Source organism: Streptomyces sp. NPDC005408 (assembly GCF_040606445.1).
GTDB lineage: Bacteria > Actinomycetota > Actinomycetes > Streptomycetales > Streptomycetaceae > Streptomyces.
Map to the genome: position 1 here is coordinate 20,649 of NZ_JBEXEX010000042.1, position 22,865 is coordinate 43,513.

Consider the following 22,865-nt stretch of genomic DNA (forward strand, 5'->3'; position numbering starts at 1 on the left):
GCGCCAGGACCTAGCTCCGGGCGCGCTGGGTGACCGCGATACACACCAGGACTGCGACGGCCGCGACCGGGGCAGCGGGGGAGAGCCGCTCGCCCAGCAGGGACACCGACCAGACCAGAGTGAGGAGCGGCTGCGCGAGCTGGAGTTGGCTGGCCTTGGCGATGCCGATCGAGGCCATGCCGCGGTACCAGACGTACAGACCGAAGAAAGTTGAACCGGCAGCGACCCAGGCGAGTCCGATCACGCCGTGCGCGGTGAGCCGGACCGGCTCGACGCCGAGGGCGACGGCCGAGCCCGCAAGGGTGAGCGGCAGGCAGAGGACCAGGGCCCAGCCGATCACCTGCCAGCCCGGCATCCGGCCGGCCAGCCTGCCGCCCTCGGTGTAACCGGCCGCGCAGACCAGCAGCGCGGCGAAAAGATACAGATCGCCCCTCTGGAGCGCGCCGCCGCTCTGCTGCACGGTGAAGGTGATCACGACGGCCGCGCCTGCCAGCGCCGCCAGCCAGAAGCTGCGTGACGGGCGGCGGCCGGTGCGCAGCGCGGCGAAGGCGGCGGTGGTCAGGGGCAGCAGGCCCACGACGACGGCGGCGTGCGAGGTGGTGGAGGTCTGCAGGGCCAGCGTGGTCAGCAGCGGAAAGCCGAGGACGACACCGCCCGCCACCACGGCGAGGCCCGCCCAGTGGCGGCGCTCGGGCAGCGGGACGCGCATCACCAGCAGAAAACCGCCCGCGATGACGGCGGCCAGGACGCTGCGTACGGAGACGAGCGACCAGGGACCGAAGCTCTCCAGGCCCCAGACGGTGGACGGGAAGGTGAGCGAGAACGCGACGACGCCGAGTGCGGCGAGGAAGGTGCCGGTCCCGGGCGCGGCCGTGGGGCCCGGCGCCGAGTCGGCGACCGCTATCGAAGTCCGAGCAGTAGCGCTATCCTGTGTCTTCATGCATGAGCGTAGCAGTGTCGCTGATCTGGCAAACTCCCTGAAGGACGAGCTCAACCGCTACTCACCTGGCGGGAAGCTGCCGTCGAGTCGGGCGCTGGTCGAGCGGTACCGCGTCTCCCCGGTGACCGTCTCGCGCGCGATCGCCCGGCTCGCCGCCGAAGGTCTGGTCGTCACCCGCCCGGGCGCCGGAGCCTTCCGGGCGCAGCCCCGCACTGGCACCGCACCCGGGGACACCTCCTGGCAGGAGGTCACCCTCAGCGCGGACGCGGCGACCGATCTGGTGCCGCGTGCCGTGGACGCCTCCGGAGTCCTCGCGACGCTCGCCGCCCCGCCGCCCGGCGTCGTGGAGTTCAACGGCGGCTATCTGCATCCCTCGCTCCAGCCGGAACGGGCGATGGCCGCCGCACTGGCCCGGGCCGGACGGCGGCCCGGCGCCTGGGGGCGGCCGCCCATCGACGGGCTGCCCGAGCTGCGCGAATGGTTCGCCCGCGGCCTCGGCGAGAGCAGCAGCGCGGCCGATGTGCTGGTCACGGCCGGCGGCCAGTCCGCGCTGACCACAGCCCTGCGCGCGCTCGCCCCACCCGGCGCCGCCGTCCTCGTCGAATCACCCACCTACCCGGGCATGCTCGCGATCGCCCGGGCCGCCGGGCTGCGGCCGGTACCCGTACCCGTGGACGCCCAGGGGGTGCGCCCGGAACTGCTCGCCGCCGCCTTCAAGGCCACCGGCGCCCGGGTCTTCGTCTGCCAGCCGCTCTTCCAGAACCCGACCGGTGCGGTGCTCGCGCCCGATCGCCGCCCCGAAGTGCTGCGCATCGCCCGCGAGGCCGGAGCCTTCGTCGTCGAGGACGACTTCGCCCGTCGCCTGGCCCACGAGGACGCGGGCCCGCTGCCGGTCCCGCTCGCCGCCGACGACCCCGCCGGAGTCGTCGTCCACGTCAGCTCACTCACCAAGGCGACCTCGGCCAGCCTGCGGGTGGGCATGCTGGCCGCCCGCGGTCCGGTCCTCGAACGGCTGCGCGCCATCCATGTCGTCGACACCTTCTTCGTACCCCGCCCGCTCCAGGAAGCGGCCCTGGAGCTCGTCGGCTCACCGGCCTGGAACCGGCATCTGCGTACCGTGGCAGCCGAGTTGAAGGTCCGCCGTGACACCATGTCAGCCGCCCTGAGGATGCATCTGCCCGAACTCGCCCTCCCGCACATCCCGTCGGGCGGCTACCAGCTCTGGCTCCGCCTTCCCGACGGCATGGACGAGGCGGCCCTGCTCTCGGCCGCGCTCCGCGCAGGCGTGGCAATCGCCCCCGGCCGCCCCTACTTCTGCGCCGAACCCCCGGCCGGACATGTGCGGTTGAGCTTCGCGGGTGTGGCGGGGCCGGCCGAGATCGCCGAGGGCGTACGAAGACTGCGGAGCGCCTGCGACGAGGTCCTGGTCTGACCGGCCGTCAGGAGCAGTCGGCTACGGAGCCGGACCGCCGGGAGTATCCGCGGACCTGAGCAGCTCCGGCGTGGGCCGTACCCGGTGACCTGCATCTCTTCCGCAGCGCGCGAGCGCGTCGCACGGCCCTTCGGGTGCCTCTTGACCTGCGGGGCTTTCGCATCCACGATCTCGCCATGACAGTCCGGATCACGTTGGTCGCCGCCGCCCGCAGTTCTGCCCTGCTCGCGGAGCGCTTCGACGACGACCGGCCTCTCGACCACGCGGGCTGGCACGAGGTGCAGCTCGCCGCGTACGCCCTCGTGCCGCTCAACACGGCCGAGCTGAGGTACTGCTCGCCGACCCCCCGCAGCCGTGCGACCGGCGAGGCCCTCGGCTTCGCACCGATCGCCCAGCCCGCGCTGCGCGACTGCGACATGGGGCGCTGGCGCGGCTTCACACTGGCGGAGGTCACGGCACGCGAACCCGCTGCCGTCGACGCCTGGCTCGCCGACCCGCGCTCGGCGCCGCACGGGGGTGAGCCGCTGCTGGCGTTCATATCGCGCATAGGGGGCTGGCTGGACACCCGGCCCGGCGAGGACGGCGGCTCGATGGTCGCCGTCGCCGAACCCGCCGTCGTCCGGGCGGCCCTCGTCTACGCGCTGAAGGCGCCGCCCTCGTCGTACTGGAATGTGGATGTCCGCCCGCTGTCCACCGTGACACTGGCCGGCCAGGCGGGCCGCTGGAGCCTGCGTCTGGGGACGACCGTCTGATACGGGCCCGGCCGCATCATTCCGTGGCGCTGCCCACCACCCGCTCCGGGGTGATCCGGATGACGATGCGTATGACCTCCGGCGGCAGTTCCAGATACTCCTCGCCCGCGCCCGGCCCCTCGTACTGCTCGGCCAGTGAGATCGCGAGCTTCCGCCCGGTGTCCTCGGTCACGGTGGCCGTGCCGCGCACCTCGATGTACTGGAGCGGGTCGTTCCGGTCGTACACGGTGAGGCTGACCCGGGGCTCGCGCCGTACGTTCTTGTCCTTGCGGCGTCCGGCCTCGGAGGAGATGAGCAGATCGTCCCCCTCCCTGGCCACCCAGACCACCGAAGTCTGCGGACTTCCATCGGGGTTGACGGTCGCCAGGACCGCGGGGTTCGGCTGGTCGAGGAGCTTGAGCGCGGCTGCGCCGAATGTGATGGACATGCCCAGGAGCGTACGCCGCAGGAAGGCGCGCTCGGCCGAATTATGGCTGCGGTCGATTGCAGCCTCGTAGGCGCGGGCGGCCTCCTCCTTGCGCCCCAGGCGACGCAGCAGATCCGCGCGGACGGCGTGGAAGAGGTGATGCCCGTCGAGTTCGAGACCGTCGACCAGGGCGAGTGCCGCGGCCGGGCCGTCGACCTCGGCCACCGCGACCGCCCGGTTGAGGGCGACGACCGGGTTCGGGCCGAGGGCGAGCAACTGGTCGTACAGCTGGAGGATCTGCCGCCAGTCGGTGGCGGCCGCGACCGGTGCGTCGCTGTGGACCGCGTTGATCGCCGCCTGGATCTGGTACGGGCCGGGCTGATCGCGCCGCAGACACTGCCGGACCAGATCCTGACCCTCGGCGATCAGGCCCCGGTCCCAGCGGCCGCGGTCCTGGTCGGCCAGCAGGACGAGGTCGCCTCCGGACGTGGTGCGGGCGGCCCGGCGCGACTCGGTGAGCAGCATCAGCGCGAGCAGACCCTTGACCTCCGGCTCGTCGGGCATCAGCTCGGCCAGCAGCCGGCCGAGACGGATGGCCTCCGCGCAGAGGTCCTCGCGGACCAGTCGCTCGCCCGAACTGGCCGTGTAGCCCTCGTTGAAGATGAGGTAGACGACGGCGAGCACCGCCCGCAGGCGGTCCGGCAGATCGGCGTCGCGCGGGAGGCGGTAGGGGATGCCCGCGTCACGGATCTTGCCCTTGGCGCGGACCAGCCGCTGAGCCATCGTCGGCTCGGTGACCAGGAAGGCCGCCGCGATCTCGGCGGTGGTGAGACCGCCCAGCAGACGGAGAGTGAGTGCAACCCGGGCGGCGGGTGCCAGCGCGGGGTGACAACAGGTGAAGATCAGCCGCAGCCGGTCGTCGCGCACGGGGCCCTCCTCGAACGCTTCGTCGCCGGCGGACAGCAGGGCGGCCTGCGCGTGCCGGTCCTCGCGGGACGCCTCTCTGCGGTGGCGGTCGATCGCCCGGTTCCGGGCGGTGGTGATGATCCAGCCGGCCGGGCTCGGAGGCACTCCGGTGGACGGCCACCGCTCCAGGGCCTTCGTAAACGCGTCCTGGACCGCCTCTTCGGCGACGTCGATGTCACCGAAGACGCGGACCAGGACGGCGACCGCGCGACCGTACTCCTCGCGGAACACCCGTTCCATCACCGCTGCGGTCACCTTCGGCATTGCCGGACCTCACCCACCGGACACGTGTTGCAGCGGCCTGACTTCGACCGGGAGGGTGATCGCCCGGGCGAGCTTGCGGCCCCATTCGAGCGCGGCGTCGAGATCGGGCGCCTGGATGACCGTGAACCCGCCGATGTGCTCCTTGCCCTCGATGTAAGGCCCGTCGGTCATGAGCACCTCGTCGTCCTTCACCCGTACGACGGTTGCCGTGCTCGGCGGGTGCAGACCGCCCGCGAACACCCAGGCACCGGCCGCCCTGATTTCGGCATTCACGGCTTCGAGATCCCGCATGATCGGATCCAGGACCTCGGGCGGCGGCGGGCCCCCGTCGGGCTGGTAGATGCTGAGCAGATACTCCTGCATGGCGGCTCTCCTCGGTGTGTGGGCCGGCGTCGGACGGCCGGCCGCTCACCCTCTATACGAACGGCCTTCGGCCGGATCGACACCGGACGCGGCCGGACCGGCACGTTTTTTCGCCCGCCGGTGGGCCGCCACGCGCTCACGTGTCGCGCACCGTCGTGAGCAGTAGCGACGAGTCGGTCCGCTGCCCTGGGTGAGAAAGACATTGCGGCAGGCGGGGGAGGTACAGATGCCACCGGGCGGACGCTGGCGGTCCCAGACCAAAACGGTCAGTGCCAGGCAGGAGGAGGCCAGGAACCACTCGCTCCAGGGTGCGTCGTCCTTGCTGTCGAGATGCGGATGCCAGGGGGAGCTGCCGCCGTGCGAGGTGAGGCGCAGGGTGCCGGTGCTCTGCGGCAGCAGACCGTTCAGACTTGCGGCGGCGGCGTCGACGTGAAGGGCGGCGAAGACCTCGCGCAGGTGCAGGGCTGCAGTACGCATCCCGGCGATGTCGCTGTCCGAAAGCTTGATGGGATCCGTCTCGCCGTGCTCGCGCAGCACCTCGGCGACACGGCCGGCCGCCGGACTCTCGTCCGCGAGTGCATTGATCAGGGCGGCAGTTCGCAGGGCGACGGCCTGCACCGAATGCCGGGCCGACCACTCGCTGTTCATGGGGAACACCTCACCAATGTAACGCATCTGGCGATGTTTTGAGTTACCTGCGTAACGTGATCCAGATGGAAAAGGGTTACGCGCTATGGCGCTGCACCGCCGGAGCGGCTGCCGCTCGCACCGGCGACGAGATGTCGGGCCCAGCCCTCCTCCTCGCCGGGCTCGCGGTCACCGGATCGGCCGCCTCGGCGTCGTCCCTGCTGGCGGGCATCATGATCGCGGCGGCGGTCGGCGGTCCCCTCTTCGGCGTACTGCTCGACAGGTCCAGCAGGCCGGGCCGCCTGCTGACCGGAGCCCTGGCCGGATACGCCTCGGCGCTCGTCGTCATCCTCGTCGCCCTGGGGCGCCTTCCGAACGCTCTCACCGTCCCGATCGCTGTGTTCGCGGGTCTCCTGGGACCGGCCCTGTCCGGCGGCTGGACCTCTCAACTGCCGCGCGTCGTCCCGCCCGAAGCCCTTCCGCGTGCCAACAGCCTCGATGCGATGACGTTCAACGTGGCCGCTCTGGTGGGGCCCGCACTGGCCGGAGCGGTCGCGGGCCTTGCCGGGGCGACGGCCGGCGTGATCGTGTCGACCGTACTCATCTGCCTTGCCCTGCCCACCGCATGGGCGCTGCCTGCGGCCGGCGATCGGGCGCACACGCGAAGACGTACGCCGGTCAGCGCCGACCTCGCCGAAGGGTTCCGCGCAATCTGCCGTATCCGGCCGCTGGCACGCGCGACGACTGCCTCGGCGATCTCGTGCGTGGGCGAAGGGATACTGGTCGCCTGCGCCCCCCTGCTCGGAGTGCAGGTCCTGGGCGCAGCCGGTCACGGCGTGATCCTGCTCTCCGGCATCGCCGTATCGGCACTCACGGCCAACGCGCTGCTCACCCGCCACCCCCGGCTGCTGCGCCCGGAGACCGTCATCTGGTGCAGCACCCTCGTTCTCGCCGCGGCCCTCCTCCTCGCCGCCACCGGTCACCCCGCGCTGCTCATCGCCGCCGTCGTGCTCGCAGGCATCGGTGAAGGCCCCCAGCTCACCGCACTGTTCGCGATACGTCATCGGGAGGCGCCCGAGCGGCTGCGCGGCCAGATCTTCACCACGGGTGCCAGCCTGAAGCTGACCGCCTTCGCTGTCGGTGCCGCCCTCGCCGGGCCGCTGGCCGTCCGCTCGCTGCCCGGAGCGCTGCTGACGGCTGCCGGTTTCCAGCTGCTCGCCGCGCTGAGTTGCGCCCTGCTGTGCAAGGGGCTGGACGGCAACGAGTAGGGTCCGGCCCGTACGTACGGCCATGGGGCCACAGTTGTTGTCGGTGTTACGGGGGCGGAAGACGATGCGGCGCTGGGTCAAGGTGTCGGTGGCGGCTGCGGCGGTCCTGGGCGTGGGCGGCTACGTCGCCGAGCCCTATGCGCAGGACTGGCTGCTGACCCGGAACGCCTGCGGCGGGGCACTGCCCCGGGATGCCGTGCAGCAGCTCGCACCCAAGGACTCGCACATGGAGGCCGAGGAGTCCAAGCAGACGAAAGCGCTCGGCTCGTACGGGTGCAGCCTCACCGTGAAGGGCGACGAGGTGAACGACGAGCGACTGGTCCGCATGGCGGCGTACACCCGCCGCGACGATCAGGACCGGGAGTTCATGTCCATCTTCCCGGAGGAGGGATTCTCCCCACAGGCTCCGCTGCCCGAGGGGCTGCCCGGCTTCATCGACAGGTTCGGCTCCATCCAGCTCCTGCTGCCCTGCCCGGACCTCGGCAAGGACGCCGAAGGCAGACAGCGCAAGCTTCTGGTGCGGACGTGGATGGGGCGGGACGTCAACACCGGGGTCCCGGGAGCCGCGTACCGGACGGCCGTCGCGCTCGCCAACTCGGCCTCGGAAAGGTTCGGTTGTGGCGCGAAGCCCCTCAATGCACCCAAGGGGGACGCCGTGCCGGCCGACCCCGAGGACGATCCGAAGACGGTGCCGCTGTCGCAGGCGAAGAACACGGGCTGCGGGTGGGCGACCAGGTCCGGGCTGCCTCAGAGCACGGACTGGCGGGTCGAGGTGGGTACGAACGACGCCGCACCCACGGGGCGTTGCCGCCTGTACTCAGGTGACCAGGAGTCCACGCACGAGCGGTCACGGATGGCCTTCGTCGGCTGGTACGGCGACTGGAGCAACCGGCTCAGGGCAGAGGACGGCAATGGCGAGCCCCTCCCCATGACGGCCACCGCCCGCTGCGAGGGCGAGGCCGCCAACTTCGCGCTCAGCGCGTCCGACGACATTCCGGGGGTCGGCAACGCCATGAAGCAGCGGATGTTCAAGGAGTTCGCGCAGGACCAGGTGCGCCGGCGCGGCTGCTCCGGCCTGCGGTTCTCCCTCTGACGCCACCGGAGCGCGCCGGTCGGGCCGGCCGGCGTCAGAACCTCAGCCACAGTGCGCGGACATACGCGTCGTCCACCAACTGCCGCATCGCGCGGGCGCGCTGCGCCGGTACCTTCCGCTCCTGCGCCCACTGGTCAAGCACCGTGAACATCTGGTGCCGTCCGTCCATCAGGTCGCCGCGCACCGGCCCGGCGACCGGCCGGCCCGCGATGTCGCCCATCGGCGGACGGGTGTCCAGCTGACCGGGCGCGGGCCGGAAGGTGCCCCGGGTGTGTTCCCGTACGGACGTGTCGAAGGCGGCGAGGTCGGGGATCGTCCCGTCCCTGGTGTAGCCGGCGCGGAACTTCATGAGGTTGCCGACGCGTTCCGCCAGGTCCTCGAGATCGTTGTCGGGCCAGGTCGTCGCGGTCGACGAGTAGCGACTGTCCCGGCCGGCCGGCCGCGGGCGGAAGGCGGGGTCGCCGCCCCGGCCCGTGAGCCGCTCCAGATAGTGCGCCAGGTAGGCACGCTCGGCGTCGTACAGAATCGCGAACGCCTCCGGGTCCTTGGCGAGTTCGCCGACCAGGTCCTCGATGTCCGCGTCCGCGTCCGCACCGCGGTCCGCGTACTCGAAAGCGGCGCGCGCTTCGCGGGGGGCCAGGAAGCGGCCGAGCCACACCCAGCCCTGCTCGTCGAGCCGTGCCTCCTCGGGAGGCAGCGCGGGCCCGGACACATCGTCGTCGTGGAGACTGTCGTGACGCGCCGCGTCCACCACATATTCGGCCACCATCCGGGCCACGCCCGGCGCCAGCCCCGCCGGAAGTTCGACGTCGTCGAGGGCAGCGGCCACCGCATAGGCGGTGCGCGCCTGCGCCATGGTGTGCGGCTTGCCCGGACCCGCGGAACGGGTGGCTCCGTCCACGATCCGGCCCAGCACCCGGGCGCCGTCGCCGCACACCTCCTCGTGCGCCAGCAGCTTCTTCGCGGACCCGAGGCGGGCGAGATCGTCGCCCGGATCGAGCGCTCTGGTGGCAGCCGCGGGATCGTCGGCGAGGGCCCGCGCCGAGGCGGGCAGCTGCCAACAGGGCGTGTCGTCACCGGAGTCGGCCACGGCCAGCGGAATTGCCACCCCGGCCGCGAGCACCACCACGGCCACCCCCGAGGCGAGCAGCCGGTGCTTCCTCAACCGGCGGAACCGCCCGCTCGGTTCAGTCGGACCGTCAACGACTGCCCCGTCGACGCTGTCGCTGTTGCTTCCCCCATCACGCATCCGGGCAGACTAGCGACCGCCCCCGCGCACGGCTCCGCGGGGTCTGTGCGGCGTTCGGTGACGAGGGCGTGGGCGAGGTCTGTGCCGTCGAGCATGGCGAGGTCGGCCCGGTCATGGCATTCCGCTCAGGCGGCACCGCGTGAATGATCAAAGTGACCGCGGGTTAGCATATGAGCGCCGCCTAGCTCGAAAGATAAACCTGTGACTGTCAATGACGACTCGTTCACCAACTGGAAAAACCGCGAGGAGATCGCGGAGTCGATGATCCCCATCATCGGGAAGCTGCAGCGGGAGCGGGACGTCACCGTCCTGCTTCACAGCCGCTCCTTGGTGAACAAGTCGGTGGTCAGCATCCTCAAGACCCACCGGTTCGCCCGGCAGATCGCCGGTGAGGAACTCTCGGTCACCGAGACGCTGCCGTTCCTGCAGGCTCTCACCACGCTCGATCTCGGCCCTTCCCAGATCGACATCGGCATGCTCGCCGCGACGTACAAGGCCGACGACCGCGGTCTCTCGGTCGAGGAGTTCACCGCCGGGGCCGTCGTCGGTGCCACGGGTGCCAACAAGATCGAGCGCCGCGAGCCGCGCGACGTCGTCCTCTACGGGTTCGGCCGCATCGGCCGCCTCGTCGCCCGCCTGCTCATTGAGAAGGCCGGCTCCGGCAACGGCCTGCGGCTGCGCGCCATCGTCGTCCGCCAGGGCGGCGACCAGGACATCGTCAAGCGCGCCTCGCTGCTGCGCCGCGACTCCATCCACGGTCAGTTCCACGGCACCATCACCGTCGACGAGGCGAAGAGCACGATCATCGCCAACGGCAACGAGATCAAGGTGATCTACGCCAACGACCCGTCGGAGGTCGACTACACGGCGCACGGCATCAAGGACGCCATCCTCATCGACAACACCGGCAAGTGGCGCGACCGCGAGGGCCTGTCGAAGCACCTGCGCCCCGGTATCGACAAGGTCGTCCTGACCGCGCCGGGCAAGGGCGACGTCCCCAACATCGTCCACGGCGTCAACCACGACACGATCAAGCCGGACGAGCAGATCCTGTCCTGCGCGTCCTGCACCACCAACGCGATCGTCCCGCCGCTGAAGGCGATGGCGGACGAGTACGGCGTCCTGCGCGGCCACGTGGAGACCGTCCACTCGTTCACCAACGACCAGAACCTGCTGGACAACTATCACAGCTCCGACCGCCGCGGCCGCTCGGCGCCGCTCAACATGGTCATGACCGAGACCGGTGCCGCCTCCGCCGTCGCCAAGGCGCTGCCCGACCTCAACGCAAGGATCACGGGCAGCTCCATCCGCGTCCCGGTTCCGGACGTCTCGATCGCGATCCTCAGCCTGCGACTCGGGCGCGAGACCACCCGCGAGGAGGTCCTCGACTACCTCCGCAACGTGTCGCTGACCTCGCCGCTCAAGCGCCAGATCGACTTCACCACCGCCCCCGACGCGGTCTCGAGCGACTTCATCGGCTCGCGCCACGCCTCGATCGTCGACGCCGGCGCCACCAAGGTCGAGGGCGACGACGCGATCCTCTACCTCTGGTACGACAACGAGTTCGGCTACTCCTGCCAGGTCATCCGCGTCGTCCAGCACGTATCCGGGGTCGAGTACCCGACCTACCCGGTTCCGGTGGTCTGATCTCGGCGGACTGTCCGATCCGAAGTCCCGGCAGGCGGGGCGGTGTGGTGGGCGGCGACCGATTCCGATCGGCATCCGTTGCTCCCGCACCGCCCCGCCTCCTCTTTGGGTTGATTGCATAAAAGTGCGGCGCTGCGTATAGTCATGCCATCACCGATGGAGGGTTCGATGGCGGTACGAGCAGCAGTGGCAGGAGCGAGCGGATACGCGGGCGGGGAACTGCTCCGGCTGCTCCTCACCCACCCCGGGATCGAGATCGGCGCCCTCACCGGGAACTCCAACGCGGGCCAGAAGCTCGGCGGTCTTCAGCCGCATCTGTTGCCGCTCGCCGACCGGGTGCTCGAAGCGACCATCCCCGAGGTGCTCGCCGGGCACGATGTCGTATTCCTCGCGCTCCCGCACGGGCAGTCCGCCGCCGTCGCCGAGCAGCTCGGTGATCAGGTGCTCGTCGTCGACATGGGCGCCGACTTCCGGCTCAAGGACGCCGCCGACTGGGAGACGTTCTACGGATCCCCGCACGCCGGGACCTGGCCTTATGGTCTGCCCGAACTGCCGGGTGCCCGCGCCGCGCTGGAGGGGTCCAAGCGCATCGCGGTGCCCGGTTGCTATCCCACCGCCGTCTCGCTCGCACTCTTCCCCGCGTACGTGGCCTCCCTCGCCGAGCCCGAGGCCGTGATCACCGCGGCGTCCGGGACCTCCGGCGCGGGCAAGGCGCCCAAGCCGCATCTGCTCGGCTCCGAGGTGATGGGGTCCATGACCCCGTACGGCGTCGGCGGCGGTCACCGCCACACCCCCGAGATGATCCAGAACCTCAGCGCGGCGGCGGGGGAGCGGGTCATCGTCTCGTTCACGCCGACCCTCGCGCCGATGGCCCGCGGCATCCTCGCCACCTGCTCCGTAAAGGCCAAGCCGGGCACGACGGCGCAGGACGTCCGGGCCGCCTACGAGAAGGCGTACGCGGACGAACCGTTCGTCCGCCTTCTCCCCGAGGGGCAGTGGCCCGCGACCGCGTCCGTGTACGGATCGAACGCCGTCCAGATCCAGGTCGCGTACGACGAGGCGGCCGCCCGCATCATCGCGATCAGCGCCATCGACAACCTCACCAAGGGCACCGCCGGCGGCGCGGTGCAGAGCATGAACATCGCCCTCGGGCTCCCCGAGGACACCGGACTTTCCACGATCGGAGTGGCACCGTGAGCGTCACGGCAGCGAAGGGATTCACGGCGGCAGGCATCGCCGCCGGGATCAAGGAGAACGGCAATCCGGACCTGGCCCTCGTGGTCAACAACGGTCCGCGCCGCGCCGCCGCGGGCGTCTTCACCTCCAACCGCGTCAAGGCCGCCCCCGTCCTGTGGTCCGAGCAGGTCCTGCGCGGCGGTGAGGTCGGCGCCGTCGTCCTCAACTCCGGTGGCGCCAACGCCTGTACGGGCCCGAAGGGCTTCCAGGACACCCATGCCACCGCCGAGAAGGTCGCCGAGGCTCTCGAGGGCCACAGCGCCGGCGAGGTCGCCGTCGCCTCCACCGGCCTCATCGGCATCCTGCTCCCCATGGACAAGCTCCTGCCGGGCATCGACAAGGCCGCGGCCGAGCTGAGCGAGCACGGCGGCGAGAAGGCCGCCATCGCCATCAAGACCACCGACACCGTCCACAAGACGTCCGTGGCCGGCAAGGACGGCTGGACCGTCGGCGGAATGGCCAAGGGCGCGGGCATGCTCGCCCCCGGTCTCGCCACCATGCTCGTCGTCCTCACCACCGACGCCGATCTGGAAGCCGCGACCCTCGACAAGGCGCTGCGCGACGCGACCCGCCGGACCTTCGACCGGATCGACTCCGACGGCTGTATGTCCACCAATGACACCGTGCTGCTGCTCGCGTCCGGAGCGAGCGGGATCACGCCCCGGTACGAGGACTTCGCCGAGGCGGTGAAGAGCGTCTGTGACGACCTCGCCCGCCAGCTCATCGGCGACGCCGAGGGCGCGTCCAAGGACATCCGTATCGAAGTGATCAATGCCGCCACCGAGGAGGACGCCGTGGAGGCGGGCCGCTCCATCGCCCGTAACAACCTCCTCAAGTGCGCCATCCACGGCGAGGACCCCAACTGGGGCCGGGTGCTGTCCGCCATCGGCACCACGAAGGCCGCATTCGAGCCGGACCGGCTCAATGTCGCCATCAACGACGTCTGGGTCTGCAAGAACGGCAGCGTGGGTGAGGACCGCGAGCTGGTCGACATGCGCTACCGCGAGGTGAAGATCACCGCCGACCTCGCCGCGGGCAGTGAATCGGCCGTCATCTGGGCCAACGACCTCACCGCCGAGTACGTCCACGAGAACAGCGCGTACAGCTCATGACGAACACGACGCGGAAGCACACCGCACTGCCGAAGGCGCAGATCCTCATCGAGGCACTGCCCTGGCTCACCCGGCACAACGGCAAGACCGTCGTCATCAAGTTCGGTGGCAATGCCATGGTCGACGAGGAACTCAAGGCGGCCTTCGCCCAGGACGTCGTCTTCCTGCGCCACGCCGGGCTCAAGCCGGTCGTCGTGCACGGCGGCGGGCCGCAGATCAGCGCACAGCTGGACAGGCACGGACTGGTCAGCGAGTTCAAGGCGGGCCTTCGGGTCACCACTCCCGAGGCCATGGACGTCGTACGGATGGTGCTCGCCGGGCAGGTCCAGCGCGAGCTCGTCGGGCTGCTCAACCAGCACGGTCCGCTCGCCGTCGGCATGACCGGCGAGGACGCCCACACGATCACCGCGACCAAGCACCAGCCGCAGATCGACGGAGAGCTGGTCGACATCGGCCGGGTCGGCGAGATCACCGAGATCGACACGGGCGCCATTCAGGCGCTCCTCGACGACGGACGTATCCCGGTCATCTCCTCCATCGCGCGCTCCGCCGACGACCACCACGTCTACAACGTCAACGCCGACACCGCGGCTGCCGCGCTCGCCGCCGCTCTGGGCGCCGAAACCCTGATGGTCCTCACCGATGTCGAGGGCCTCTACGAGGACTGGCCCGAGAGCGACGAAGTGATCAGCAGGCTCACCGCGACCGAGCTGGAGAAGCTGCTGCCCGACCTCTCCAGCGGCATGGTGCCCAAGATGGAGGGCTGTCTGTTCGCCGTACGCAACGGGGTCAACACCGCCCGCGTGATCGACGGCCGCGTACCGCACTCGATCCTGCTGGAGATCTTCACCGACGAGGGCATCGGCACGATGGTCCTGCCCGACGGACAGGGGGAATCATGAGTAACCAGGAACTCACGCAGCGGTGGCAGGGCGTGATGACCGACAACTACGGCACGCCGAAGCTGTCCCTCGTCCGCGGTGAGGGAGCCACGGTCTGGGACGCGGACGGCATGAAGTACACCGACTTCGTCGGCGGCATCGCCGTCAACGCGCTCGGCCATGCTCATCCCGCCGTCGTCGAGGCCGTCTCCCGCCAGGTCGCCTCGCTCGGCCATGTGTCCAACCTCTATGTCGCAGAGCCGCCCGTCGCGCTCGCAGAGCGGCTCATCCAGCTCTTCGGCCACCCCGGACGCGTCTTCTTCTGCAACTCCGGCGCGGAGGCCAACGAAGCCGCCTTCAAGATCGGCCGGCTGACGGGCCGCCGGCACATGGTCGCCACCCTCGGCGGCTTCCACGGCCGCACGATGGGGGCCCTCGCGCTCACCGGCCAGCCGGGCAAGCAGGAGCCGTTCCTGCCTCTTCCCGGAGACGTCACGCATGTCCCGTACGGAGACGCCGAGGCGCTGCGGGCCGTGGTCACCGAAGAGACCGCGCTCGTGATCATCGAGCCGATCCAGGGCGAGAACGGCGTCGTCGTCCCGCCCAAGGGCTATCTCGAAGCCGCCCGGGAGATCACCCGGGCCACCGGCACGCTGCTTGTGCTCGACGAGGTCCAGACGGGCATCGGGCGCACCGGCCACTGGTTCGAGTACCAGGCCCACCAGGGCGTCGAGCCCGATCTCGTGACGCTCGCCAAGGGGCTAGGCGGCGGGCTCCCGATCGGGGCGACGATCGCGTTCGGCGAGGCCGCCGAGCTGCTGAAGCCCGGTCAGCACGGCACCACCTTCGGCGGGAACCCGGTCGCGTGCGCCGCCGGACTCGCCGTACTCGACACGCTCGCGGCCGACGGAATCCTCGACGCGGTCAAGCGGCTCGGCGAGAAGATCCGGGACGGAATCGAATCGCTCGGACATCCGCTGGTCTCGCATGTCCGTGGTGCGGGCCTGTTGCTGGGTATCGTGCTCAACGAGCCCCTCGCGCCCCAGGTGCAGCAGGCGGCTCAGAGCGCCGGCTTCCTGGTGAACGCCCCCGCCCCCGATGTCGTACGGCTGATGCCGCCGCTGATCATCGGAGAGGCTGACGTGGACGGATTCCTCCGGGCCCTGCCCGGCGTTCTCGACGCAGTCAGCGGGGATGGACGAGCCGGAGAATGAGACGACGATGAGCGACGCGCAGGACACCGAGCGCGGCGGGCCCGCCGTACCCCAGACCCGCACGGCCCGCCACCGCCGGATCGTGGACATCCTCAACCGGCAGCCGGTGCGCTCGCAGAGCCAGCTGGCCAAGCTCCTCGCGGACAACGGGCTGAGCGTCACCCAGGCGACGCTCTCCCGGGACCTCGACGAGCTGGGCGCGGTGAAGATCCGCAACACCGGCGGCGAGCTGATCTACGCGGTGCCCAGCGAGGGCGGCTTCCGCACCCCGCAGGCTCCGCTCGGCGAGTCGGCGAAGGAGGAGCGGATGCGGCGGCTGTCCGCGGAACTGCTCATCTCCGCTGAGGCCTCGGCCAACCTCGTGGTCCTGCGTACTCCGCCAGGCGCCGCCCAGTTCCTGGCCTCGGCCATCGACCAGGCCGAGCTGCACGGCATCCTCGGCACCATCGCGGGCGACGACACGCTGATGCTCATCAGCCGGGACCCGGCGGGCGGTCAGGCGCTCGCCGACCATCTGCTGCGTCTCGCCCAGAACGACCGCTAGTAACGACCGCTAGTAGCGAGTGATCGCGGTCGGGCCGTTTGCGGTCCCGATCGCGATGTGGGGACGGTGCGCCGGTTCGGCCCAGGCCAGGATCCGGCGCATCGCCGTGTCCGGCACCGACACACAACCGGCCGTCGCGCCACGCCCGTTGACGTGCAGAAAGATCCCGGCGCCGCGGCCGCGCGCCGGACGGTCGTAATTGAAGCCGATGACCATGGCATGGGCGTACTGCGGGCTGTAGGCGGACAGGTGCTCGGACTCGGCGGCCCGGCAGCCCGCGGGCAGCCCCTCCACCCAGCGGTTGTACGCACGGGACGCGTTGTCCTGGCACCACCAGGACCTCGTCGTCACGCGGCGATAGGCATAGCCGGTCCCGCCGGGCGCCGCTTCGATCCCGAAGGCGTACGGCAGCCGGTAGAGCCCGGTCGGCGTGGTGCTGGTGCCCTGCTTGCGGCGGACGCCCTCGACCAGGCCCTTCGCCCCGAACCGCGCCACGGCCGATCCAGCCGCCACCCACTGCCCGTCGCTGCGGCGGTCCCACCAGGTCACCGTGCCGGTGGTGGAGCCGGGACGCGCGGCCACGGCGGTGATCAGCTGGGAGCCGCCACCGGTGTCGGCCATCCGTACGGGCAGCGGCGGCGCGTGGATCGGTGCGTAGACCGGCGCGGCGCCCGCCGAGGCGGAGAGCACGAAAGCGACCACGAAGGCGACCACGAACAGAACAGGACCGAGGACGACACCCTTACGCATAGGGGCGACCGTATGCGCTCCCCGCCCGCCCGGCAGCGCCGTTGCTCCATACGGCTCAGGGCGTCGGCGGCAGCGGCAGCGGAAGGCCCGGAAGCCCGTCCATGCTGGTGGCGATCTCCGGCTTCTTCTCGAAGTACGCGCTGAGCGACGCGTCGTCCTCACGCGAGAACCGCTGGCCGTGCGTCGCGCGGTCACTGTCGTACGTCATGTACGGCACCGCGAACCCGCAGCTGTCCCGGATGACTTCGGCCTGTACGACGATGATGGCGCGCAGCCCGTGCGGAGTGGTGTCGATGTCCGGGAAGTGCGTGAGCAGTTCTTTCCAGCGGGGGTCGTCACGGAAGACGGGCTCCCCGCGGCCGTGCACCCGGACGATGGTCGGCGGTCCCTGGAAGGCGCACCACATGAGGGTGATGCGGCCGTTCTCACGGAGGTGGGCGATGGTCTCGTTGTGGCTTCCGGCGAAGTCGAGATAGGCCACGGTTTGGTCGTCGACGACGGCGAAGGAGCCGGTCAGACCCTTGGGGGAGAGGTTGACGGTCCCGTCGCCGGCCAGCGGCGCGGTCGCCGTGAAGAAGAGGGGCTGTGCCTCGATGAAGGTGCGCAGTCGGCCGTCTATCCGTTCGTAGAGCTTTCCCATGCCACGGATTATCGACGATCAGCTCCGGCCGCCGGGTCCGATTTCACCTGGTGATACCCAACTGGCGCCGCAGTCGGCGCAGGACATGGTCGCTGAACAGATGGGTGCAGCGGTCAAGCAGCGCATCCACCTCGGCGTCGCCGAGCGGGACACCGGCCGGCGGCACCGTCCACAGCTGGATCGTCTGTCCGGCCAGCGCCCGGAGCCTGGGGCTCTCGTCCGCCAGCAGATGCACCGCCGCCCGGAGTTGGGCGATGCCGCCCTGCGCGCGCAGCAGCCGGAAGGCGGCCTTCCTGGTGTGTACGGGGCGTTTCGCGGCGATCCGCTGCGCCAGCCACGCCTCGGGCAGCAGGTCCGCGAACGGGAGGAACGCGGTGGCCGCCTCGCGGGCCACGGACGGCGAGGGGTCGTCCAGGAGCGGCAGCAGCAGTTCGGTGTCGGCCCGGTCGAGCAGCCGCAGACCGGCGACTGCACCGGCTCGGACCGGCCCGGACGGGTGGGAGAGCAAGGGCACCAGCAGTACGGCGTCCGTACGCGTTCCGGACTCGGCCAGCCCCAGTGGGGCCGCGGGCGGCAGATCCAGGTTCGAGGGGTCGGCGCACAGCTCGCGGTAGAGCGGCAGTGGATCGATGCCGTGCTGCCGCAGCACCCAGCGCGCACAGGCGCGCACAAGTCCGGAGCGGTCGACGAGAAAGGGTTCGGCCTGTGCCGGACGCCCCGCCCGGCGCAGCGCGGTGACCCCCGCTGAGCGCACCCGCGGCTGCCGGGAGCCCAGCAGCGGGCTCAGCACCTCGTCGTAGGCGCCCTCGCGTACGGCGGCGAGGGCCGCCTCGGCGCAGAGGTCCTGGATGACGACGTCGTCGTCACCTGCGGCGGCACGGGCGAGGCTCGCCGGGGAGAGCAGCCCCTCTTGGACGGCGAGACGAAGGGCGAACCGGCGCGTGGTGCGATCCCCGCTCGCGAGCAGTGCTTCGACGTGCTGCCGCGGGGCCTCGCGCAGGGTCCGGTCCAACAGGTCTTGGCCGAACGTGCCGTGGCCGCGTCCGGCGACCCGGAGCACCAGGGCGGCAAGCGCGACGAGTTCCTGCCCGCCGACCTTGGGCAGCGCGCCCGCCAGCAGCGGCCGGGCTCGCTCGCGCACCGGCTCGGCCCAGTCCGCACAGCGGATCACGATCAGCGGCAGCAGCCCGGGGAAGTCCGCGACCCGGTCGATCACGGCCTCACGGATCCGGCCGTCGACGTGGCACATCGCGAGAGCGAGCTCGCTCTCGCTGAGCGGAGCACGGCCCCGGCGGTGCAGCTGAAGCCCCTCGTTCTGGTCCCACGCGATCCGGCGGCCCTCGATGCGGGCGCGGGAGGGAAGGACCGCCGGCCGGAACTGCGCCCGCTCGCGTATGCCCACGTCGAGGGCCGTCCAGGCGGCGGCGTCGGCCGTGTCGACGACGGTACGGACCGGCTCGCCGTCCAGGAGCCTGCCCGCCATCGCCCACCCGGTCCGATCGTCCCTTGTCACTGCCGCTCCCCCCGGTCGTACCTGCGAAGCGCCGATCGTAGGCGGGGCGCACGGCCGGGCGCCGCCGAATTTGAGCACGCACGGAAGCCGCGTTGACGAAACATACGGAGTAGTGCATAGTTATGCCTGTCGCTGAATGCATCGTAAGGAGAAACCCGTGACCGAGCGCGTCGTACTCGCCTACTCGGGAGGCCTGGACACCTCCGTCGCCATCGGCTGGATCGCCGAGGAGACGGGCGCCGAGGTCATCGCCGTTGCCGTGGACGTCGGCCAGGGCGGCGAGGACCTGGACGTCATCCGCAAGCGCGCGCTCGCCTGCGGTGCCGTGGAGGCCGAGGTCGCCGACGCCAAGGACGAGTTCGCCGATGAGTACTGCCTCCCGGCGATCAAGGCCAACGCCCTCTACATGGACCGCTACCCGCTGGTCTCCGCGCTCTCCCGGCCGACGATCGTCAAGCACCTCGTCGCCGCGGCCAGGAAGCACAACGCCGGCATCGTCGCCCACGGCTGCACCGGCAAGGGCAACGACCAGGTGCGGTTCGAGGCGGGTATCTCCGCTCTCGGTCCCGATCTGAAGTGCATCGCCCCGGTCCGTGACTACGCCATGACCCGGGACAAGGCCATCGCCTTCTGCGAGGAGAAGCAGCTCCCGATCGCGACCACCAAGAAGTCGCCGTACTCCATCGACCAGAACGTCTTCGGGCGGGCCGTCGAGACCGGCTTCCTGGAGGACATCTGGAACGGGCCGATCGAGGACATCTACGAGTACACCTCGAACCCGGCCGTGCAGCGCGAGGCCGACGAGGTCGTCATCTCCTTCAAGGAGGGCGTCCCGGTCGCCATCGACGGCAAGCCCGTCTCCGTCCTGCAGGCGATCCAGCAGCTCAACGAGCGGGCGGGCGCGCACGGCATCGGCCGGATCGACATGGTCGAGGACCGGCTCGTCGGCATCAAGTCCCGTGAGGTGTACGAGGCGCCCGGCGCGATCGCGCTGATCACCGCGCACCAGGAGCTGGAGAACGTCACGGTCGAGCGTGAGCTGGCGCGGTACAAGCGGCAGGTCGAGCAGCGCTGGGGCGAGATGGTCTACGACGGCCTGTGGTTCTCCCCGCTCAAGCGGGCCCTGGACGGCTTCATCAACGAGGCCAACCAGCATGTCACCGGTGACATCCGGATGACCCTGCAGGGCGGCCGCGCCGTCGTCACCGGCCGGAAGTCGGACGAGTCGCTGTACGACTTCAACCTCGCCACGTACGACTCGGGCGACACGTTCGACCAGTCGAAGGCGCAGGGCTTCATCGAGATCTTCGGCCTGTCGTCGAAGATCGCCGCGAAGCGCGACCTCGCCTGATTCGATACGCGTACGACAGCCGCCTCCCCGACCTCCGCGGCGGGGAGGCGGTGGCACATCCACCCTCTTGAGGAGCTTCAGCTGTGAGCAGCAACAACGGTGACGTACGGCTCTGGGGCGGCCGTTTCGCCGACGGTCCCGCCGAGGCGCTGGCCAAGCTGTCGGCGTCGGTCCACTTCGACTGGCGTCTCGCGCCGTACGACATCGCCGGTTCGCGAGCGCACGCGCGCGTGCTCCACAAGGCGGGCCTGCTCACGGACGACGAGCTGCAGCGCATGCTGGCCGGGCTCGACCAGCTCGAAGCGGATGTCGCCGACGGGTCCTTCGTGGGCACGATCGCCGACGAGGACGTGCACACGGCTCTTGAGCGGGGTCTGCTGGAGCGCCTCGGCCCCGACCTCGGCGGCAAGCTGAGGGCCGGCCGTTCGCGGAACGACCAGGTCGCCACGCTCTTCCGGATGTACCTGCGGGACCACGCCCGCATCATCGGCGGCCTGATCGCCGAGCTCCAGGACGCGCTGGTGGGCCTGGCCGAGGCGCACCCCGACGTCGCGATGCCGGGCCGTACGCACCTTCAGCACGCCCAGCCGGTGCTCTTCGCCCACCACGTCCTGGCACACGTCCAGCCGTTGTCCCGGGACGCGGAGCGGCTGCGGCAGTGGGACGAGCGCACGGCGGTCTCTCCCTACGGCTCGGGCGCGCTGGCGGGTTCGTCCCTCGGCCTCGACCCGGAGGCCGTCGCCGCGGACCTGGGCTTCGAACACGGCTCGGCGGGCAACTCCATCGACGGCACGGCCTCGCGGGACTTCGTCGCGGAGTTCGCCTTCATCACCGCGATGATCGGCGTGAATCTGTCGCGGATCGCGGAGGAGATCATCATCTGGAACACGAAGGAGTTCTCCTTCGTGACCCTGCACGACGCCTTCTCGACCGGGTCGTCGATCATGCCGCAGAAGAAGAACCCGGACATCGCGGAGCTGGCGCGCGGCAAGTCGGGCCGTCTGATCGGCAATCTGACGGGCCTGATGGCCACGCTGAAGGCCCTTCCGCTCGCGTACAACCGTGACCTCCAGGAGGACAAGGAGCCGGTCTTCGACTCCTGTGACCAGCTGGAGGTCCTGCTCCCGGCCTTCACCGGGATGATGGCGACGCTGACGGTCAACCGCGAGCGGATGGAGGAGCTGGCCCCCGCCGGTTTCTCGCTCGCGACGGACATTGCGGAGTGGCTGGTCAAGCAGGGCGTGCCGTTCCGGGTGGCGCACGACGTGGCGGGCGGGTGCGTGAAGGAGTGCGAGCAGCAGGGCATCGAGCTGGACGAACTCACGGACGCGCAGTTCGCGAAGATCTCCCCCCAACTGACCCCCGAGGTCCGCACGGTCCTGAACGTCCAGGGCGCGCTGGCGTCCCGCAACGGCCGGGGAGGCACGGCACCGTCGGCAGTGGCGGTGCAACTGGCCGAGCTGAAGGCAGACCTGGCCGTGCAGCGGGCGTGGGCGGACGCCAAGCGCTGACACTCGAGCGCACGTCGCAACCACACCGGCCCGGGCATGCGCCCCGGCCGGTGTGACATTTACCGACGACGCATGTCTTGACGCGTCAGTAACACGGAAGCAAATATTCCGTATCCCGGTTGGCATTGCCGAACAGCCGCTGTCACGACCGGAGCACGGAAAGGCCCCCACGTCATGCGTCTACGCAACCTCATCCGCCCGCTGATCTCGGCCGCCGCGGTGGCGGCACTCGGAGCGGCGGGGCTCGCCGTATCCGGAACCGCCTCGGCCTCGGCCGCGGAGCCCGCCGTCGCCCCACCCGGCGCGAACGACTGGTCCTGCAAGCCGGACGTGGCGCACCCGCAGCCCGTGGTCCTGGTCAACGGCACCTTCAAGACGATGGCGGAGAACTGGGCCACGCTCTCACCGAAGCTGGCGGCCGAGGGCTACTGCGTCTTCGCGTTCGACTATGGCGAGGCGGCCACCGCCCCGATCCCCGACTCGGCGGCGCAGTTGCGCGACTTCGTCGACACCGTGCGCAGCAGAACGGGTGCCAAGAAGGTCGACCTCGTAGGCCACAGTCAGGGCGGCATGATGCCGCGCTACTACGTGAAGTTCCTCGGCGGGGCGACCAAGGTGGACGACCTGGTCGGCATCGTGCCGTCCAACCACGGCACCAGCAACCCCCTGGCGCTCGCCGCCGGTGCCACTGTCTGTCCTGCCTGCGTGGACCAGACGGCCGGCTCCGAGCTGCTGACAAAGCTCAACGCCGACCCCGAGGCGCCGGTCGGCCCCGACTACACGCAGATCGCCACGCGATACGACGAGGTCGTGGTCCCGTACACGAGCTCCTATCTCAAGGGTTCTGCCCGCCACGTCACCAATGTGCCGCTCCAGGACGCCTGTCCGCTCAACACTTCGGAGCACGACCAGGCCCCCAAGGATCTTGTCGTCGCCCAGTGGGTGCTGAACGCCCTGGGGCGGTCCGGCCCCGCCGACCCGGGCTTCCGGCCCGACTGCCTGCCCGTCGGCTGATCTTTCGCCGACCTTCAGCCGCCTGACCGGAGGAGCCTCATGGCCGGTCAGGCGGCTTCGTGCTGCCTTCCCGCACTGCTGATGAGACATCC

21 protein-coding genes and 1 pseudogene are annotated in these 22,865 nt (G+C 70.5%); 13 read left to right on the top strand and 9 right to left on the bottom strand.

All coding sequences use genetic code 11. The annotated features are described in order from the left end of the window. Positions 1-10: 10 nt before the first annotated feature. A complete protein-coding gene (locus tag ABZS64_RS29450) occupies positions 11-940 on the bottom strand; it encodes a DMT family transporter (RefSeq protein ID WP_355836141.1) in 930 nt (309 codons plus the stop codon). Between ABZS64_RS29450 and ABZS64_RS29455 the strand changes: the two genes are divergently transcribed. Together ABZS64_RS29455 and ABZS64_RS29460 are read left to right on the top strand one after the other, a co-directional pair. Then, positions 939-2,372, top strand: coding sequence for a PLP-dependent aminotransferase family protein (locus tag ABZS64_RS29455; RefSeq protein ID WP_355836144.1), 1,434 nt, complete (start codon positions 939-941; stop codon positions 2,370-2,372). The genes ABZS64_RS29450 and ABZS64_RS29455 overlap by 2 nt on opposite strands. A 176-nt stretch (positions 2,373-2,548) precedes the next feature. Further along, positions 2,549-3,124: a histidine phosphatase family protein gene (locus ABZS64_RS29460; protein ID WP_355836146.1), complete on the top strand. Its 576-nt coding sequence runs from the start codon at positions 2,549-2,551 to the stop codon at positions 3,122-3,124. A 16-nt stretch (positions 3,125-3,140) separates the two neighbouring features. Here the strand turns inward: ABZS64_RS29460 and ABZS64_RS29465 are convergent, their stop codons facing one another. The 4 genes and pseudogenes from ABZS64_RS29465 to ABZS64_RS29480 form a co-directional block, all read right to left on the bottom strand. Next, the gene (locus ABZS64_RS29465) at positions 3,141-3,551 is read right to left on the bottom strand and encodes a PPOX class F420-dependent oxidoreductase (RefSeq protein ID WP_355836250.1); all 411 of its coding nucleotides are present in this window, start codon (positions 3,549-3,551) and stop codon (positions 3,141-3,143) included. 12 nt (positions 3,552-3,563) lie between these two features. Beyond that, a pseudogene (locus ABZS64_RS29470) lies at positions 3,564-4,760 on the bottom strand (RNA polymerase sigma factor); the annotation flags it as partial. Positions 4,761-4,769: 9 nt separating this feature from the next. Further along, a complete protein-coding gene (locus tag ABZS64_RS29475) occupies positions 4,770-5,123 on the bottom strand; it encodes a YciI family protein (RefSeq protein ID WP_355836149.1) in 354 nt (117 codons plus the stop codon). Between the two features lie 45 nt (positions 5,124-5,168). Continuing rightward, the gene (locus ABZS64_RS29480) at positions 5,169-5,798 is read right to left on the bottom strand and encodes a CGNR zinc finger domain-containing protein (RefSeq protein ID WP_355836152.1); all 630 of its coding nucleotides are present in this window, start codon (positions 5,796-5,798) and stop codon (positions 5,169-5,171) included. Positions 5,799-5,836: 38 nt separating this feature from the next. Between ABZS64_RS29480 and ABZS64_RS29485 the strand changes: the two genes are divergently transcribed. Beyond that, the gene (locus ABZS64_RS29485) at positions 5,837-7,018 is read left to right on the top strand and encodes an MFS transporter (protein WP_355836252.1); all 1,182 of its coding nucleotides are present in this window, start codon (positions 5,837-5,839) and stop codon (positions 7,016-7,018) included. 64 nt (positions 7,019-7,082) lie between these two features. Beyond that, positions 7,083-8,111: a hypothetical protein gene (locus tag ABZS64_RS29490; protein ID WP_355836155.1), complete on the top strand. Its 1,029-nt coding sequence runs from the start codon at positions 7,083-7,085 to the stop codon at positions 8,109-8,111. A gap of 34 nt (positions 8,112-8,145) precedes the next feature. Here the strand turns inward: ABZS64_RS29490 and ABZS64_RS29495 are convergent, their stop codons facing one another. Next, positions 8,146-9,360, bottom strand: a complete 1,215-nt coding sequence (locus tag ABZS64_RS29495) for a hypothetical protein (RefSeq protein ID WP_355836158.1) — start codon at positions 9,358-9,360, stop codon at positions 8,146-8,148. Between the two features lie 201 nt (positions 9,361-9,561). On the opposite strand from ABZS64_RS29495, the gene ABZS64_RS29500 reads away from it, so the two are divergent. The 6 genes from ABZS64_RS29500 (at position 9,562) to ABZS64_RS29525 (ending at position 15,994) form a co-directional block, all read left to right on the top strand. Further along, the gene (locus ABZS64_RS29500; RefSeq protein ID WP_355836161.1) at positions 9,562-11,007 is read left to right on the top strand and encodes a glyceraldehyde-3-phosphate dehydrogenase; all 1,446 of its coding nucleotides are present in this window, start codon (positions 9,562-9,564) and stop codon (positions 11,005-11,007) included. A 168-nt stretch (positions 11,008-11,175) separates the two neighbouring features. Next, complete coding sequence (argC, locus tag ABZS64_RS29505; RefSeq protein ID WP_355836164.1) at positions 11,176-12,204, top strand: N-acetyl-gamma-glutamyl-phosphate reductase; 1,029 nt, start codon at positions 11,176-11,178, stop codon at positions 12,202-12,204. Then, positions 12,201-13,355, top strand: a complete 1,155-nt coding sequence (argJ, locus tag ABZS64_RS29510) for a bifunctional glutamate N-acetyltransferase/amino-acid acetyltransferase ArgJ (protein WP_355836167.1) — start codon at positions 12,201-12,203, stop codon at positions 13,353-13,355. Before argC ends, argJ begins: the two co-directional genes overlap by 4 nt. After that, positions 13,352-14,257, top strand: a complete 906-nt coding sequence (argB, locus tag ABZS64_RS29515) for an acetylglutamate kinase (RefSeq protein WP_355836170.1) — start codon at positions 13,352-13,354, stop codon at positions 14,255-14,257. The genes argJ and argB overlap by 4 nt, the downstream gene beginning before the upstream one ends. Next, positions 14,254-15,450, top strand: a complete 1,197-nt coding sequence (locus tag ABZS64_RS29520) for an acetylornithine transaminase (RefSeq protein ID WP_355836173.1) — start codon at positions 14,254-14,256, stop codon at positions 15,448-15,450. The genes argB and ABZS64_RS29520 overlap by 4 nt, the downstream gene beginning before the upstream one ends. Positions 15,451-15,457: 7 nt before the next feature. Further along, positions 15,458-15,994 (top strand): arginine repressor, encoded by a 537-nt coding sequence (locus tag ABZS64_RS29525; RefSeq protein ID WP_355836176.1) that lies wholly within the window; start codon positions 15,458-15,460, stop codon positions 15,992-15,994. Positions 15,995-16,003: 9 nt separating this feature from the next. On the opposite strand, the gene ABZS64_RS29530 is transcribed toward ABZS64_RS29525, so the two are convergent. The 3 genes from ABZS64_RS29530 to ABZS64_RS29540 are packed head-to-tail and all read right to left on the bottom strand — an operon-like array spanning position 16,004 to position 18,897. Beyond that, positions 16,004-16,744 carry a L,D-transpeptidase family protein gene (locus ABZS64_RS29530; RefSeq protein WP_355836179.1) on the bottom strand — a complete coding sequence of 247 codons (741 nt, stop codon included), beginning with the start codon at positions 16,742-16,744 and terminating at the stop codon, positions 16,004-16,006. Between the two features lie 55 nt (positions 16,745-16,799). Continuing rightward, positions 16,800-17,384, bottom strand: coding sequence for a pyridoxamine 5'-phosphate oxidase family protein (locus tag ABZS64_RS29535; protein WP_355836183.1), 585 nt, complete (start codon positions 17,382-17,384; stop codon positions 16,800-16,802). Positions 17,385-17,427: 43 nt separating this feature from the next. Then, complete coding sequence (locus ABZS64_RS29540; RefSeq protein ID WP_355836186.1) at positions 17,428-18,897, bottom strand: hypothetical protein; 1,470 nt, start codon at positions 18,895-18,897, stop codon at positions 17,428-17,430. A gap of 157 nt (positions 18,898-19,054) precedes the next feature. Between ABZS64_RS29540 and ABZS64_RS29545 the strand changes: the two genes are divergently transcribed. The 3 genes from ABZS64_RS29545 (at position 19,055) to ABZS64_RS29555 (ending at position 22,773) form a co-directional block, all read left to right on the top strand. Further along, positions 19,055-20,248 (top strand): argininosuccinate synthase, encoded by a 1,194-nt coding sequence (locus ABZS64_RS29545; RefSeq protein ID WP_355836189.1) that lies wholly within the window; start codon positions 19,055-19,057, stop codon positions 20,246-20,248. A gap of 83 nt (positions 20,249-20,331) precedes the next feature. Beyond that, entirely contained in the window at positions 20,332-21,759 is a 1,428-nt protein-coding gene (gene argH / locus ABZS64_RS29550; protein WP_355836191.1) for an argininosuccinate lyase, read from the top strand. Between the two features lie 174 nt (positions 21,760-21,933). Further along, entirely contained in the window at positions 21,934-22,773 is an 840-nt protein-coding gene (locus ABZS64_RS29555) for an alpha/beta fold hydrolase (protein WP_355836195.1), read from the top strand. Positions 22,774-22,865 lie beyond the last annotated feature (92 nt).

Coding starts and splice junctions, on each gene's coding strand:
- argC (WP_355836164.1), top strand. CDS start 11,176: ATGGCGGTACGAGCAGCAGTGGCAGGAGCGAGCGGATACGCGGGCGGG.
- ABZS64_RS29530 (WP_355836179.1), bottom strand. CDS start 16,744: ATGCGTAAGGGTGTCGTCCTCGGTCCTGTTCTGTTCGTGGTCGCCTTC.
- ABZS64_RS29490 (WP_355836155.1), top strand. CDS start 7,083: ATGCGGCGCTGGGTCAAGGTGTCGGTGGCGGCTGCGGCGGTCCTGGGC.
- ABZS64_RS29495 (WP_355836158.1), bottom strand. CDS start 9,360: ATGCGTGATGGGGGAAGCAACAGCGACAGCGTCGACGGGGCAGTCGTT.
- ABZS64_RS29555 (WP_355836195.1), top strand. CDS start 21,934: ATGCGTCTACGCAACCTCATCCGCCCGCTGATCTCGGCCGCCGCGGTG.
- ABZS64_RS29450 (WP_355836141.1), bottom strand. CDS start 940: ATGAAGACACAGGATAGCGCTACTGCTCGGACTTCGATAGCGGTCGCC.
- ABZS64_RS29455 (WP_355836144.1), top strand. CDS start 939: ATGCATGAGCGTAGCAGTGTCGCTGATCTGGCAAACTCCCTGAAGGAC.
- ABZS64_RS29475 (WP_355836149.1), bottom strand. CDS start 5,123: ATGCAGGAGTATCTGCTCAGCATCTACCAGCCCGACGGGGGCCCGCCG.
- argB (WP_355836170.1), top strand. CDS start 13,352: ATGACGAACACGACGCGGAAGCACACCGCACTGCCGAAGGCGCAGATC.
- ABZS64_RS29465 (WP_355836250.1), bottom strand. CDS start 3,551: ATGTCCATCACATTCGGCGCAGCCGCGCTCAAGCTCCTCGACCAGCCG.
- ABZS64_RS29480 (WP_355836152.1), bottom strand. CDS start 5,798: ATGCGTTACATTGGTGAGGTGTTCCCCATGAACAGCGAGTGGTCGGCC.
- ABZS64_RS29535 (WP_355836183.1), bottom strand. CDS start 17,384: ATGGGAAAGCTCTACGAACGGATAGACGGCCGACTGCGCACCTTCATC.
- ABZS64_RS29485 (WP_355836252.1), top strand. CDS start 5,837: ATGGAAAAGGGTTACGCGCTATGGCGCTGCACCGCCGGAGCGGCTGCC.
- ABZS64_RS29525 (WP_355836176.1), top strand. CDS start 15,458: ATGAGCGACGCGCAGGACACCGAGCGCGGCGGGCCCGCCGTACCCCAG.
- ABZS64_RS29520 (WP_355836173.1), top strand. CDS start 14,254: ATGAGTAACCAGGAACTCACGCAGCGGTGGCAGGGCGTGATGACCGAC.
- ABZS64_RS29460 (WP_355836146.1), top strand. CDS start 2,549: ATGACAGTCCGGATCACGTTGGTCGCCGCCGCCCGCAGTTCTGCCCTG.